A 13,188-nucleotide genomic window follows, 5' to 3' on the forward strand; every position below is an offset into this window, starting at 1 on the left:
CGACTGTGCCGGAGCGAATGCCTCACGAAAGATCCGAGCCAGCCCATTCGCCGCTTCTTGAGGGTCCGCACGGCGGCCCTGACCATGGGCGGCGGCCCACAGATGGGGGCACACATGCCCCGGCAGCGCACGAAGTCCCCGTCGACGGCCTCGGTGACCATGCCGACGATACCGCCCCACGCCTGCTCGTTCAGCACCGACTACCTCTCTGACCTTCACGGACTGGCGCGCGGAGATCGCTGATGCCGACGGCGTACTTGCTCACCGGGAACGCCCATCTCGCCGAGGACCTGCTGCAGACGGTCCTCACTCGGGTCGCCGCGTACTGGGCCAAGCTCGCCAGGGATTGCAGCCCCGAGGCGTACGCCCGCAAAGCCCTGGTGAACCAGGCCATCTCGTGGCGCCGACGCAAGCAGGTCGAGCTGCCCGAAGCCGGACTGCCCGAGCGAGTCGAGTCCGGGCAGTTGCACGACGAGGCGACCGTGCGCCGCATCGCCCTGCACCATGCGCTGGCCCAGCCCACGCCGAAGCAGCGGGCCGTGATCGTGCTGCGCTTCTACGAGGATCGCACCGAGCACGAGACCGCGCAGCTCATGGGCGTCTCAATCGGCACCGTCAAGAGCCAGACCAACTACGCGCTGTCGAAGCTGCGCGCGCTCACCCCTAAGGAGGTGTATCGATGAAGACGCTACGTGAGGATCTGCGGGCGCTGGCCGAGCAGGCGCCCGCCGTCGATCTGGCGGCACAGGCGGTGCGAGGTGCGCGCAGGAGGCGCGCAACCCGGCTGGCCGTGATGACCGCCGCAGTGACCTGCCTGATCGCGGGCGGTGGAGCCATGCTGCTCCAGAAGGTACGCCCGGCGCCCGCGATCGTGCTCACCCCGCCGGAGACGAAGGTGCTTCCGCTACCCGCGAAGGACATCGGGCCGGTAGAGCAGGCGTACCGGCCGGAGTGCCGGAGCACCGCCAAGGCGTGCGCCGAGCGTGCCTGGCGGATCGCGACACGCGAGGGCGACCGCTGAAGCAGCCCGCGGAGGACTTTGCGGTCGAATGCCCGACATGGCGGTGCTCGACGTGCGACTGCCCGACAGCAACGGCGTGGACTTGTGCCGTGAGGTGCGCTCACGAGTGCCGGGGCTGGCGTGCCTGATGTTGACATCGTTCGCCTACGACGACGCGCTGTTCGACGCGGTGATGGCAGGGGCCGCCGGTTACGTGCTCAAGCAGATCCACGGCTCGGATCTGGTGGGTGCCGTGCGCACGGTGGCGTCGGGGCAGTCGCTGCTGGACCCGCAGACCACGGCGGCCATGCTGCAGCGGCTGCGCGACCAAGCGGCCACGAAGGATCCGCTCAGCTGTCGGAGCAGGAGCGGCACATCCTCGACCTGATCGGTGAGGGCCTGACCAACCGGCAGATCGGCGAGCGGCTGTTCCTGGCCGAGAAGACGGTCAAGAACTACGTGTCCAACCTGCTGTCCAAGCTCGACATGCAGCGCCGCACGCAGGCCGCAGCGTTGGCCGCCCGGCTGCGTGCCGGGCGCCGCGAATCCTAGGCGGACGACAGCCTCGCCGCGGCGATGGCCGCCTGGCCGTAGCTGATGCCGCCGTCGTTGACCGGCACCTGCTCGCCGATGTACGGCTCGAACCCGGCAGCGGTCAGCCGAGCGAGCACGTCGGTGGCCAGCAGCCGGTTCTGGAACACCCCGCCTGACAGACACACCCGGGTGACGTCGTGCTCGGCGGCGGCGCGCGCGCAAAGCAGCACGGTGACCGCGGCGACGGTGGCGTGGAAGGCGGCGGCGATGCGGCCGACCGGCTCGCCGTCCGCGTTGGCCTCCAGCAGATCGCGCAGCGTGGCCACGCTGTCATACACCCACAGCCCGCCCTGCCGCTCCAGCCGCCAGGCCAGCGGCTCCGTCCCGGGAAACGCTCCGGCCTCCTGCTCCAGGCGCATGGCAGCCTCGCCCTCGAACCCGTTGACGTCGCACAGGCCGAGCAACGCGGCGGCGGCGTCGAAGAGGCGGCCCGCACTCGACGCGATCGGGCAGTTCACCCGTTGCGCGATCATGCGGCCGATGACCTCCCGATCGGGAAGGTCGGCGGTGAGACCTTCAGGGATGGGGCCGCCGGTGGTCTCACCGCCGAGCAGGTAACCCAGTGCCATGCGGGCGGGCCGGCGTACGGCTGCAGCACCGCCGGGCATCGGAGCGTGAGAGAAGCGGCCCAGACGCCGATAGCCGGTGTAGCTGGCCAGCAGCAACTCACCCCCCCAGAACGTGCCGTCGTCGCCCAGCCCGAGCCCGTCGTAGGCGACCCCGAGGAACGGCGGCTCCAGGTGGTGCTCGGCGGCCACTGCGGCGACGTGCGCGTGGTGGTGCTGGACGGCGACGCGGCTGGGCCAGCGTCGTGCCAGCCGGGTCGACAGGTAGCCGGGATGCAGGTCGTGCACCGCATTCGCCGGCTCGATGCCATGGATGTCGTGCAGGTGGTCGAGCGCGGCCTCGTACGCATCCAACGTCTGGGCGTCGGAGAGGTCACCGATGTGCGGCCCCATGATCGCGCGGTCACCCTCCGCAAGCGTGAACGTGCTTTTGAGCTGGGCCCCCAAAGCCACCAGCGGCGGGGCGGCGGCCGGCAGACGCAGCAGGGCAGGCGCCAGCCCGCGGGCACGGCGGATGGTGGTAGACCGCGGCCCGAACGAGCGGACCACCGAGTCGTCGTAGCGGGCCACGATGGGCCGGTCATGGGTGAGCACGCCGTCCACGTCCAGCCCGGAGACGTCGTCGATCAGCATGGGGCTGTCGGCATGGTTGGCGCTGGTCACCACGAGTGGGCGGCGCAGCGCGTCCAGCAGCAGGTGGTGCAGCGGCGTGTACGGCAGGAACACTCCGATGTCCAGCATGCCATGGCAGACGCCGGGCGACAGGACTCCCTGCCACCGCGGGACCAGCACGATGGGCGCGGACGGGGCGGCGAGCAGGCTGCGGTCGGCCTCCGACAGGTCGGCCAGCGCGCCTGCGGTGACCATGTCGCGTACCATGATCGCCAGCGGTTTGGTGTCGCGTGCCTTGATCTCCCGCACTCGGGAAACGGGTTCGTCGTTTATGGCATCGCACACGAGTTGGAAGCCGCCGAGCCCTTTGATCGCGATCACCCCGCCGCCCACGACGACGTCGACCGCCGCCTGAAGCGCCGCCTCCCCCGTCATGGTCAGGAAGCGCAGGCGAGGGCCGCAGGACGCGCAGGCGATCGGCTCGGCGTGGAAGCGCCGATCGGCCGGGTCATGGTACTCAGCGGCGCAGGCCGAGCACATCTCGAAGCCGCGCATCGACGTGCGCGCCCGATCGTAGGGCATGCTCTCGATGATCGTCGCCCTGGGGCCGCAGGCCGTGCAGTTGATGAACGGATAGCGGTAGCGCCGGTTGGCCGGGTCGGACAGCTCACGCAGACAGTCAGCGCACGTGGCCAAATCCGGCGGGATCTCCCGGGTGGTGCCGGACGAGGCCTCGCTCTCCATGATCTCGAACCCGGCGACCTCCGCGTCGAACTTGCCCGGAGTGACGACCACGTCGCGGATACGAGCGGCCTGGGGCCGCGACGCCTTCAGCCCGGAGACCAAGGCCTCCAGACGGGCCACCGAGCCGCTCGCCGAGATGACAACGTGCCCGCCGACGTTCCTGACGTGCCCGCGGAGCCCCATATCGGTGGCCAGCCGGTGAACGAACGGGCGGAAACCCACGCCCTGCACGGTCCCGTGCACTTCGATCCGCCACGCCTCGTCCACGAATGCCTCCTACATTCCCGAGGGCACGATCAGGAGGTCGTCCTTCTCCGAGGTCACCTGGCAGACCACGTCGACGACGCCCTCCACCGTCCGGACGGCCTCCGTGAGCGCGATGGCCTGGGATTTCCACTCGACCTTGCCATCGATCGTCACGATGCCCCGGTCGATCTCGATGGACAACGCCTCGCTGCTGGGGAGCATGGCCCTGATCTCCGCCTCCAGTTCATCGGCCGGGCGGGTGAAGACACGCAGCACGTCCCGCTGGTGCAGCGTGCCGATGACCCGCCCGGTGACCACGTCGATCACGGGCAGTTGCTTGATGCGCTTGGCGTGCATCAGGCGGGCAGCGTCGCGCACGGTGGTACCCGGTGTCACGGTGATCGCGGGAGAGGTCATCAGCTGGGCCGCCGTCACGCCCGCGGCCTTCTCGTGTTCGCGCCGCTGCCTGCGAGACTCGAAAATCGAGATGCTGTGCCGGACCGTGTCGGCCTCCTTCAGTAGCAGGTCGTCTTCGGAGACCACGCCCACCGGCCGCCGGTCTGCGTCGATCACAGTGACCGCCCCGACCGCGAATCGCTCCATCGCGGCCACGATGTCGGTGAACGGCGCACTCTCCAGCACGGTGATGGCCACGCGGCCCATGACGTTCTTGACTTCGATCGACATGATGTCCTCCTCACTTTCACCCCACGGTGCTGCATGACGACCTCGCCTCGCAGCGGCGAAACGGCCCGGATGGCCGGGCCTTTGGTCACTCCTTTGCGCCAGCCACCGCCACCGGGCAGAGGGCGTGATGCAGCACATCGCTGCTGACCAAGCCGAGCACCGAGCCCAGGGCATCGCTCCCGTGGGAGCCCACCACCAGCAGGTTCGCGTGTTCGGACGCCTCGGTGAGCGCGTCCACCGGATGCGCGGACATGCCTCTGTCAGGCCGTGTAGCCGGGCACGCTCAGCATCGGTTAACTCGATCTCAACTGCAGATGGACCTGGATGCCCCATACGCATCGCGATAGGAACGTATTCGTTGAATTTCCGGCATTTGACACAAGCGGCAAAACTTCGTGTCCGATACCCATGAAACGGGCATGATGAAATTCGTGAAGCGACCCTTTTGACGGATTTCGAGCCCTTGCCGAACGGCACGGACGGCCGGGCGTCCGCCTGATCGAGGCCCTTGCCGCCGGTGCCGCAGAGCAGGTAGGCGAGCGGCCGGAACATTGGGCGCCGCAGGTGGCCCGCCAGTTCAGGCTGCCCGCGGCGGCGGGGCTCGGTCCTGCCACCTTCTACGCAGATCTGGCCGCCCCGCACGGGCGCCGTCACGTACGGGTCTGCACCGCGACGGCGTGCTTCGCGGTCCAAGGTGGGCGGCATCTGCCCGCCATCCAGGACGCGCTCGGTGTCATGGCCGACGACGATCGGGATCCAGACCCCGATGCGTCCTTGCAGACCGTCCGCTGCCTCGGCTATTGCTACGCGGGACCGGCCTGCCTGGACGGTGAGACGCCCTGTGTGGGCTCGTCCGTGGCCGACCAGGTGGCCGGGCGAGTGCCGCCGAACGCGCCGCCGATCCCCGCGGCCGACGCCACCGGCGACCCGATCGTGCTTGCCGGGATCGTGGCCGGGAACGCCCCATGGCAGACGTGGGCGGAAACCGTCGGCCGGCGCACTCCGGAGCTCGTCCAGTCCGAGGTCGCCGCCTCCGGGCTGCGCGGCAGAGGCGGGGCGGGTTTTCCCGTGGCGGCCAAGTGGGCGGCCGCGGACCGCTCCCCGGACACCGTGGTGATCGCCAACGGCGACGAGGGTGACCCCGGTTCCTACGCCGACCGGCTTCTGATGGAGAACGACCCGGCGCGGGTGCTCGAAGGACTGGCGCTCGCCTGCTTCGCCTGCGGGGCCCGTCACGGTCTGGTGCTGGTGCGCTCGGAGTATCCTCGCGCGCTCGCCCGGATGCGGCAGGCCGTGGTGCAGGCACGTGTGGAGGGCCACCTGGGCCGAGGGGTGCACGGCAGCGACGTGGATCTGGAGGTCGAGGTGGTGGCCGGCGCCGGCTCCTATGTCGCGGGCGAGGAGACAGCGCTCATCGCGGGGCTCGAGGGCGGCCGAGGCTGCGCGCGGGCGCGCCCGCCGTATCCGACCAACCGGGGTCTGTGGGACGCGCCGACGGTGGTCAACAACGTCGAGACGCTGGCCGCGGTTCCGTGGATCGTCGACCGAGGCGGTGAAACCTACGCCCGCCGCGGCACGTCCGGCGAGACCGGCACGAAGCTGGTCTGCCTGTCTGAGCGGTTCGCCCGCCCGGGCTGCTACGAGGTCGAGCTGGGCGTGCCGGTGCGGTGGATCGTCACCGAGCTGGGCGGCGGCTTGCGGGAGGGGGCAGAGCTCGGCGTTTTGCAGATCGGCGGCCCGCTGGGCGGGTTCCTGTCGGAAGAAGATCTGGACGTGCCGCTCGCCGAGGTGGGATTGGCAGGCTATGGCGCGGCGCTCGGCCATGCCGGGCTGGTGGCCATCGACCAGCGGTTGGAGCCGCTGGAGGTGCTGCGGCACGTGTGGGCCTTCGCCGCCGCCGAGAGCTGCGGCGCCTGCTCGCCCTGCAGGGTCGGCTCGCAGCGGGGGCTGGAGCTGGCCAGGACCGGTGATCCGCCTGGCGACGCGTACGCGCGCATGATGCGGGTGATGAGCGAGGCCAGCCTGTGCGCGTTCGGCCGGCGGCTGCCACAGGCCGTCCGGAGCCTGGCCCGCGCCTACGGAGACCGTCTCCGAGGGTGGGGCGGATGAGAGTCACGGTGGACGGCACTCTCGTCGATCTCCCGCAGGAGGCGACCGTACTGTCAGCGGTACGGGCCGCGCGTCTCGATCTGCCCACGCTCTGCCACGACGACCGGCTGGCTCCAGTGGGCTCCTGCCGAGCCTGCCTGGTACGAATCGACGAGCGCGTGGTGGCGGCATGCGTGACCCCCGCAGTGGAGGGCACTGAAGTCCGCGTTGAGCAGGAGGACCTGCGCCGGCTGCGCCGTGACGCCGTGGAGATGATCGTCTCGGCTCTCCCACCCTACGCCCTGGAGGGGGACGGGGAACTGGCGCGGGTGTGCCGGGCCCTGGGCATCGGACCCGACGCCGCGCAAGGCGGCGCCGGAAGGGGTCACGACACCACTCATGCCTTCGTCCGTCTCGACCGGGATCTGTGCATCGCCTGTGGCCGGTGTGTACGCATGTGCGCGGAGGTCCAGGGCACGTTCGCGCTCACGCTAGTGGGGAGAGGCGCCGACACCGTGGTCGCGCCGGGCACCGGCGGCCCCTGGGCGGACTCCGACTGCGTCGCGTGCGGGGGCTGCGTGGACAGCTGCCCGACCGGCGCTCTCACCGAGCCGGGACTCCCCATCGGAACCGACCAGGCCGCGCTCACTCGTACCCGCACCACATGTGGATACTGCGGCGTCGGCTGCGCCCTCGACGTGCTGACCCGTGACGGCCAGGTCGCCGCCGTGCGGCCGGCCAGAGACGGCCCGGTCAACCGCGGCCATGCGTGCGTCAAGGGCCGTTTCGCCCACGGATTCCTGCGCTCCCGCGAGCGGCTCACCCAGCCCCTGCTGCGCCGCCGTTCCGGTCTGGAGCCCGTAAGCTGGCCGGAGGCGCTCGGCCGCATCGCCCGCGAGCTGCGAGCCGCCATCGCCGAGGCGGGCCCCGACTCGGTCGCGGCGATCTCCTCGGCCCGGGCAACCAACGAGGAGAACTACCTGATCCAGAAGTTCATGAGGGTCGTCGTCGGCACCAACAACGTCGACAACTGCTCCCGACTGTGCCATTCCCCGTCGGCCGCCGGGCTGACCGCCGCGTTCGGCCTGTCCGGCGGCACCGACAGCTTTGACGACGTGGAGCGGGCCGACTGCCTGCTCGTGGTGGGCGCGAACCCCGTCGAGGCGCATCCGGTCGTCGGGGCCCGGCTGCTCCAGCAGGTGCTGCGCGGCGCACGGCTGGTGGTCGTGGATCCGCGCGCGGTCGGGCTCGCGACGCATGCCGATGTGCATGTGCGGCCCCGGCCGGGTACCAACGTCGCCCTGTTCAACGGGCTCGCGCACGTCATGCTCGCGGAGGGCATGGCCGACGAGGAGTTCCTGCGCCACCGCGCCGCCGGGCTGCCCGACCTCACCGCGATCCTCGATGACTACCGGCCCGCCCGGGTGGCCGAGCTCACCGGCGTCCCGGCAGCGGATGTGGTCGCCGCGGCGCGGCTCTACGGGCAGGCCGAGCGTCCCGCCATCGTCTACGGGCTCGGCGTGACCGAGCACCTGCACGGCACCGACGGCGTACGCACGCTGGCGAACCTGGCGATCCTGCGCGGCGCGGTGGGCACCGGCCGCGGATTCGGCGTCAACCCGCTCAGGGGCCAGAACAACGTTCAAGGCGCCTCCGACATGGGAGCTCTGCCCGACCTGCTGCCCGGCTACGGCAAGGTCGGCGATCCCGTGGCGCGCGCCCGCGCCGAGCAGGTGTGGGGCACCCGCCTGCCGGACCACGACGGCCTGCGCATCCCGCAGATGTTCGCGGCGGCGCGTTCGGGAGATCTGCGGGTTCTGTGGGTCGTCGGCGAGGACGTGGTCTCCACCGACCCGGACGCCAACCAGGTCGTCGAGGCGCTGGAGGCCTGCCCCTTCGTGGTCAGCCAGGAACTCTTCCTCTCGGAGACCGCTCGCCGCGCCGACATGGTGCTGCCGGCCGCGTCGTGGCTGGAGAAGGACGGCACTTTCGTCAACTTCGACCGGCGCTTCCAGCGGGTGCGCCCCGCGCTCGCCCCGCCCGGTCGGGCGCGGACCGACTTCGCCATCGTGCACGCGCTCGCCGCGGCCTGCGGCGTCGACCTGGGGTGCCCCACACCGGCCGAGGCACTCGCCGAATGCGGGCGGGTGGCACCCGTCTTCGCCGGTATGTCGCACCAGCGGCTGGACCGGGCAGGCGCCATCCCCTGGCCGTGTCCCGATCCCGAGCGGCCCGGACTGGCCACGCTCTACCGGGACCGGTTCGCCACCGTGGACGGGCTGGCCCACCTCGCCGCCCGCCCCTACCTGCCCCCCGGCGAGAACGCCGACGACGACTACCCGCTGATCCTGATCACCGGCCGCCGCTGGGCGCATTACAACTCCGGCAACATGACGCGGCGAAGCGGCGCGATCGAGCTCGATCCTGCGGACCGACTCGATGTCCATCCCGCCGACGCCGCTCGCTTCGCCCTCCGCGACGGCGAGGCGGTGGTCGTGGAAAGCCGCCACGGTCAGGCCACGCTGTCCGTGCGCGTCACCGAGGAGGTGACGCACGGCCAGCTCTTCTGCGCCTTCCACTTCCCGTCCAGCGGTGTGAACGCCCTAACCTCCAGCCATGCGGACACCGTGACGTCATGCCCCGAGTACAAGGTCACCGCCGTACGCCTGCGCGCACGTCAAGGGCCCTCGGATTAGGACAGCCCTCGCTTGTAGGCCGCCACGGCGGTCGGCAGGGTCGGGAACAGGAAGTCCTCACCGATGGCCTCGGTCAGGCCGAACGCGTCGAGCGAGCTGCGCAGGTCCTGCTTGACCCTGGCCATGGCGAACACGATGCCCCGGCGGGCCAGCTCGGCGCGCAGGGACTCGACGGCCTCCAGCGCCGTGGAGTCCACCTCCACATTGGCCTCGACGTTGAGCACGAACCACGATACGCGGCCTTGGTGCTCATCGACCGCGGCGAGTGCGCGGCGCCGGAAGTCCTGGGCGTTGGCGAAGAACAGTGGGGAGTCGTAGCGGTAGACGACCAGTCCGGGGACGGTACAGGCCTCTGGATAGTCGTCGACGTCGTGCATCCCGGCCAGCCCCGGGACGATGCCCAAGATCGCGTCGTGCGGGCGGGCCACGCGGGACAGCATCTCCACGACGGACAGGGCCACCGCGAGGAGGACGCCGTACAGGATGTCGAAGACCAGCACCCCCGCGAACGCGGCCAGGGCGAGCAGCAACTCGCTGCGGCGAAAAGCCGCAAGACGCCGGAAAGCGGCTAGATCGATCAGCCGTATCGCGGCGTAGACGACGATGGCGCCGAGCGCGGCGGTGGGGAAATCTGCCAGGAGCGGCCCGGCGAACAGGACGACCCCGAGCACAGCGGCCAGGGCGACGAGCGAGTACAGCTGGGTGCGGGCACCGGCGGCGTCGGCCAGGGCGGTACGGCTGCCGCTGCTGCTGACCGGGAACCCGTGCAGGATGCCCGCGCCCAGGTTGGCCGCGCCGAGGGCGAGGAGCTCCTGGTTGGCGTCGATCTGCTGGTTGTGCTTGGCGGCGAAGGAACGCGCGGTGAGCACGTTGTCGCTGTAGCCGACCAAGAGCACGCCGAGCGCGGGCAGCAGCAGGAGCTGCAGGTCGGCTAGTGCCGGAAGGACGGGGAGGGGCAGGCCGGAGGGAACCTCGCCCACCACCTTGATCCCGTACCGCTCCAGCCCGAAGAGCGTGACGCAGGCCGTGCTCAGGAGAACGGCGAGCAACGGAGCCGGGATCCACGGCAGGCGCCATTGGGCGAGGAACAGCAGGGCGAGTACCCCGGCCGAAAGCAGGAGTGTCCCCGGATGAAGCTCGGAGAGATTCTGTGAGAACGAAAGGAGTTCGGCGATGACACCGTCACCGGACACCGGCACCCCGGTGATCTTGCCAAGCTGGCCCACGATCATGATCATTGCCACGCCCGCGAGATAGCCGACCAGAATCGGCCGGGACAGGAGGTCGGCGACGAAGCCCAGCCGGAGCACCCGGCAGCCCAGGCAGAGCAGCCCGACAGCCACGGCGAGCCCCGCCGCGAGGCTCGCGTACCTGCCCGAGTCACCCGCCGCCAGCGGTCCGACCGTGACGGCGGTCATGAGCGCGGTCGTCGACTCGGGCCCCACGGACAACTGACGGGAGGAGCCCAGCAAGGCGTACAGGGCCAGTGGCCCCATGCTGGCCCAGATTCCCGCCACCGGCGGCAAGCCGGCCACGGTGGCATAGGCCATCACCTGCGGTACCAGATAGGCCGCCACGGTGAGCCCGGCCAGCACGTCACCGCGCAGCCATGCTCGCCGGTACGAACGGAACGCGACCATGCCCGTCAGTGTCGCACCGCCACAACGGTGCGAGTGCCAGCGGCCCAAGGGCGCGGAAGCCGGGACCTTCTACGGAGCTCTCGGGACCGACCGCTACCCGCCCTTCACGCTCGGCCTGGCGCCGGACTACCCGGCCACACTGGAGGTCGACTACTCCGAGCCGCCGGCCGCGCGCGGCCGCCACGGCGGTCGGCCCAGGGTGTTCGACGACGACATGATCGCCTACGCTCGGTCGCTGCGCGAGCGCGGTGTGGCCGTGCCCGACATCGCCCGCAAGCTCGTCATCCCCATCGGCAAGAACAAGGGCAAGCACCCGTCCGTGGCCAGCGTCTACCGGGTGATCGCAGACGGCCACCCGGCGCCGGGTATGGGCTAACGCCGGTATGCCAGCGGTGGGCACCGCCGGCATCGGATGGGCGCACGTGATCATCGACTGCTGGTGGCGAGCGTTTGGGGGCTCAGGACGGCGGCCAGGCGCTCCAGCGCGCCAGGCACGATCCAGTAGTACACCCAGGTGCCGCGCCGCTCGCAGTCGACGAGGCCGGCCTGGCGCAGCAGTTTCAGGTGATGGGAGATCGTCGGCTGGGACAGCTCGAAGGCGGGGGTGAGCTCGCACACGCACACCTGCCCTGGCTGGGAGGCGATCAGCGACAACAGTCGCAGCCGGACCGGATCGCCGAGCGCCTTGAAGGCCGCCGCCAGGGCGGCGGCCTGCTCGGTGCTGAGCGGCGCGGTCAACGCGGGGCAGCAGGCGGCGATCGGATCGTCAGCCTCCGTCGTCTCTTGATTCGACATTCTTCTATATTGACATGCTTCTCATCAGAGCGCGATGCTTGATTCGATAACCATCAATACAGGGCGGTGGCGGCTGCCGCCGCCAGATCAAAGGGACAGGAGCGTGTGATGAGCGAGCAGTCCGTCCAACTGCGTGAACAGGTGCGTGAGCGATACGCGGCGGCCGCGGTGGCGGTCACCGCCGGCGGGGCCGCCTGTTGCGGCCCGCAGGAGGCCGAGATCGAGGAGGGATTCGGGGCGGGCCTGTATGCCGCCGACGAGCGGGAGGCGCTGCCCGCCGAGGCGCTGGCGGCCTCGCTCGGCTGCGGCAACCCCACCGCGGTCGCCGAACTGCGCGCCGGCGAGCGGGTGCTGGACCTGGGCTCGGGCGGCGGCATCGACGTGCTGCTGTCGGCCCGCCGGGTGGGCCCGACCGGCAAAGCCTACGGGCTGGACATGACCGAGGAGATGCTCGCGTTGGCCCGCGCCAACGCCGCCAAGGCCGCCGCGACCAACGTGGAGTTCCTCAAGGGCACGATCGAATCCATCCCGCTGCCGGCCGCCAGCGTCGACGTCGTCATCTCCAACTGCGTGATCAACCTGTCGACCGACAAGAACGCGGTGTTCGCCGAGACCTTCCGCGTGCTGACCCCGGGCGGCCGGATCGGTGTCTCCGACGTCGTCGCCGACGACGGCCTGACACCCGCCCAGCGGGCCGAACGCGGCGACTATGTCGGCTGCATCGCCGGCGCGCTGTCGTTCACCGAATACCGGGCCGGGCTGGAGGTGGCCGGGTTCACCGATGTCTCGATCACCTCCACCCACCAGGTGGCCGACGGGATGCACTCGGCCATCGTCCGCGCCCTCAAACCCGCGCACGCCGACGCCGACACCGGCCGGGCCGACTCGGCGGCGACCACGGCGGCGGGCTCGGAGCATCGATCGGAGGGATCCTGCTGCGGGGTGTCGGCCTGCTGCAGCTCCGGCGAGCGCGCCGAGGACCCGACGCTGACCGTCGAGCAGGCCAAGACGGCCGCGGGCTGCGGCTGCCAGCACTGACCTCTTCCCAGTCCCAACGGCGTCTCACACGGCTGGCGCCTCCATCTGGCCGAGGAGAAGTCCACGGGCGTGGCGGCCCGCTTGACTTCCCAATATAGCTCAGCAATTCTTGACTCAATCATGGCTGATATATCTGATGTGGAGCGGCGGGCCGCCGTCCATGCCGCGCTGGGCGATCCGATGCGGCTGGCGATGGTGGACGCGCTGCTGCTGGGTGACCGCTCGCCCGGCGAGCTCGGCGAGCATTTCGGGTTGCCGTCGAATCTGCTGGCCCACCACCTGCGGGTGCTGCAGGAGGCCGGCCTGATCGTGCGGGCGCGCTCGGAGGCCGACCGGCGGCGTAGCTACGTCCGCCTGGTGCCCCGCGCGCTGGCCGGGCTTGGCCCGGTCGCCCGCGTCCCGGAGGCGGCGCGGGTGGTGTTCGTGTGCACCCGCAATTCGGCCCGCTCCCAGCTGGCCGCCGCTCTGTGGCGGCGGCGCAG

The 13,188-nt window shown here is 70.7% G+C and carries 12 protein-coding genes and 2 pseudogenes; 9 read left to right on the plus strand and 5 right to left on the minus strand.

Annotated features, from left to right (window positions below):
- Window positions 1-242 precede the first annotated feature (242 nt).
- From DQW85_RS43595 to DQW85_RS43605, 3 genes and pseudogenes are all read left to right on the plus strand, one after another.
- Window positions 243-683, plus strand: a complete 441-nt coding sequence (locus DQW85_RS43595) for a SigE family RNA polymerase sigma factor (protein WP_113705602.1) — start codon at window positions 243-245, stop codon at window positions 681-683.
- Window positions 680-1,021: a hypothetical protein gene (locus tag DQW85_RS43600; protein WP_113705603.1), complete on the plus strand. Its 342-nt coding sequence runs from the start codon at window positions 680-682 to the stop codon at window positions 1,019-1,021. The genes DQW85_RS43595 and DQW85_RS43600 overlap by 4 nt, the downstream gene beginning before the upstream one ends.
- Window positions 1,014-1,552, plus strand: a pseudogene (locus tag DQW85_RS43605) (LuxR C-terminal-related transcriptional regulator); the annotation flags it as partial. The gene DQW85_RS43600 and the pseudogene DQW85_RS43605, both read left to right, overlap by 8 nt.
- Here DQW85_RS43605 and hypF read toward each other — a convergent pair.
- The 3 genes from hypF to DQW85_RS43620 all read right to left on the minus strand — a co-directional run bounded on the left by hypF (window position 1,549) and on the right by DQW85_RS43620 (window position 4,702).
- Complete coding sequence (gene hypF / locus DQW85_RS43610) at window positions 1,549-3,783, minus strand: carbamoyltransferase HypF (protein WP_113705604.1); 2,235 nt, start codon at window positions 3,781-3,783, stop codon at window positions 1,549-1,551. The pseudogene DQW85_RS43605 and the gene hypF sit on opposite strands and share 4 nt — an antisense overlap.
- A gap of 9 nt (window positions 3,784-3,792) precedes the next feature.
- Window positions 3,793-4,449, minus strand: a complete 657-nt coding sequence (locus DQW85_RS43615; protein WP_240197802.1) for a CBS domain-containing protein — start codon at window positions 4,447-4,449, stop codon at window positions 3,793-3,795.
- Between the two features lie 85 nt (window positions 4,450-4,534).
- Window positions 4,535-4,702: a universal stress protein gene (locus tag DQW85_RS43620; RefSeq protein WP_113705605.1), complete on the minus strand. Its 168-nt coding sequence runs from the start codon at window positions 4,700-4,702 to the stop codon at window positions 4,535-4,537.
- Window positions 4,703-4,929: 227 nt separating this feature from the next.
- Here DQW85_RS43620 and DQW85_RS47855 point away from each other — a divergent pair.
- The 3 genes and pseudogenes from DQW85_RS47855 to fdhF form a co-directional block, all read left to right on the plus strand.
- Window positions 4,930-5,970 (plus strand): annotated as a pseudogene (locus DQW85_RS47855) (NAD(P)H-dependent oxidoreductase subunit E); the annotation flags it as partial.
- A 345-nt stretch (window positions 5,971-6,315) separates the two neighbouring features.
- Window positions 6,316-6,558, plus strand: coding sequence for an NADH-ubiquinone oxidoreductase-F iron-sulfur binding region domain-containing protein (locus tag DQW85_RS47860; protein WP_476703631.1), 243 nt, complete (start codon window positions 6,316-6,318; stop codon window positions 6,556-6,558).
- Window positions 6,555-9,233 carry a formate dehydrogenase subunit alpha gene (fdhF, locus tag DQW85_RS43630; RefSeq protein ID WP_113705614.1) on the plus strand — a complete coding sequence of 893 codons (2,679 nt, stop codon included), beginning with the start codon at window positions 6,555-6,557 and terminating at the stop codon, window positions 9,231-9,233. Before DQW85_RS47860 ends, fdhF begins: the two co-directional genes overlap by 4 nt.
- On the opposite strand, the gene DQW85_RS43635 is transcribed toward fdhF, so the two are convergent.
- Window positions 9,230-10,873 (minus strand): SulP family inorganic anion transporter, encoded by a 1,644-nt coding sequence (locus DQW85_RS43635; protein WP_113705607.1) that lies wholly within the window; start codon window positions 10,871-10,873, stop codon window positions 9,230-9,232. The two genes, fdhF and DQW85_RS43635, sit on opposite strands and share 4 nt — an antisense overlap.
- On the opposite strand from DQW85_RS43635, the gene DQW85_RS47445 reads away from it, so the two are divergent.
- A complete protein-coding gene (locus DQW85_RS47445) occupies window positions 10,872-11,249 on the plus strand; it encodes a helix-turn-helix domain-containing protein (RefSeq protein WP_240197803.1) in 378 nt (125 codons plus the stop codon). The genes DQW85_RS43635 and DQW85_RS47445 overlap by 2 nt on opposite strands.
- A gap of 50 nt (window positions 11,250-11,299) precedes the next feature.
- On the opposite strand, the gene DQW85_RS43650 is transcribed toward DQW85_RS47445, so the two are convergent.
- Window positions 11,300-11,668, minus strand: a complete 369-nt coding sequence (locus DQW85_RS43650) for an ArsR/SmtB family transcription factor (RefSeq protein ID WP_113705608.1) — start codon at window positions 11,666-11,668, stop codon at window positions 11,300-11,302.
- Window positions 11,669-11,776: 108 nt separating this feature from the next.
- Between DQW85_RS43650 and arsM the strand changes: the two genes are divergently transcribed.
- Both arsM and DQW85_RS43660 read left to right on the plus strand, forming a co-directional pair.
- A complete protein-coding gene (arsM, locus tag DQW85_RS43655) occupies window positions 11,777-12,706 on the plus strand; it encodes an arsenite methyltransferase (RefSeq protein ID WP_113705609.1) in 930 nt (309 codons plus the stop codon).
- A gap of 120 nt (window positions 12,707-12,826) precedes the next feature.
- On the plus strand, window positions 12,827-13,188 hold a 362-nt coding region (locus tag DQW85_RS43660), incomplete at its 3' end, for an ArsR/SmtB family transcription factor (RefSeq protein ID WP_240197804.1).

The sequence above is a fragment of the Nonomuraea lactucae genome (genome assembly GCF_003313395.1).
Taxonomy (GTDB): domain Bacteria; phylum Actinomycetota; class Actinomycetes; order Streptosporangiales; family Streptosporangiaceae; genus Nonomuraea; species Nonomuraea lactucae.

What these genes read in the sequence shown, in the direction of transcription:
- DQW85_RS43595 (WP_113705602.1), top strand. Translation starts at nt 243, where the DNA reads ATGCCGACGGCGTACTTGCTCACCGGGAACGCCCATCTCGCCGAGGAC.
- DQW85_RS43600 (WP_113705603.1), top strand. Translation starts at nt 680, where the DNA reads ATGAAGACGCTACGTGAGGATCTGCGGGCGCTGGCCGAGCAGGCGCCC.
- DQW85_RS43615 (WP_240197802.1), bottom strand. Translation starts at nt 4,449, where the DNA reads ATGTCGATCGAAGTCAAGAACGTCATGGGCCGCGTGGCCATCACCGTG.
- DQW85_RS43620 (WP_113705605.1), bottom strand. Translation starts at nt 4,702, where the DNA reads ATGTCCGCGCATCCGGTGGACGCGCTCACCGAGGCGTCCGAACACGCG.
- fdhF (WP_113705614.1), top strand. Translation starts at nt 6,555, where the DNA reads ATGAGAGTCACGGTGGACGGCACTCTCGTCGATCTCCCGCAGGAGGCG.
- DQW85_RS47445 (WP_240197803.1), top strand. Translation starts at nt 10,872, where the DNA reads ATGCCCGTCAGTGTCGCACCGCCACAACGGTGCGAGTGCCAGCGGCCC.
- DQW85_RS43635 (WP_113705607.1), bottom strand. Translation starts at nt 10,873, where the DNA reads ATGGTCGCGTTCCGTTCGTACCGGCGAGCATGGCTGCGCGGTGACGTG.
- DQW85_RS43650 (WP_113705608.1), bottom strand. Translation starts at nt 11,668, where the DNA reads ATGTCGAATCAAGAGACGACGGAGGCTGACGATCCGATCGCCGCCTGC.
- arsM (WP_113705609.1), top strand. Translation starts at nt 11,777, where the DNA reads ATGAGCGAGCAGTCCGTCCAACTGCGTGAACAGGTGCGTGAGCGATAC.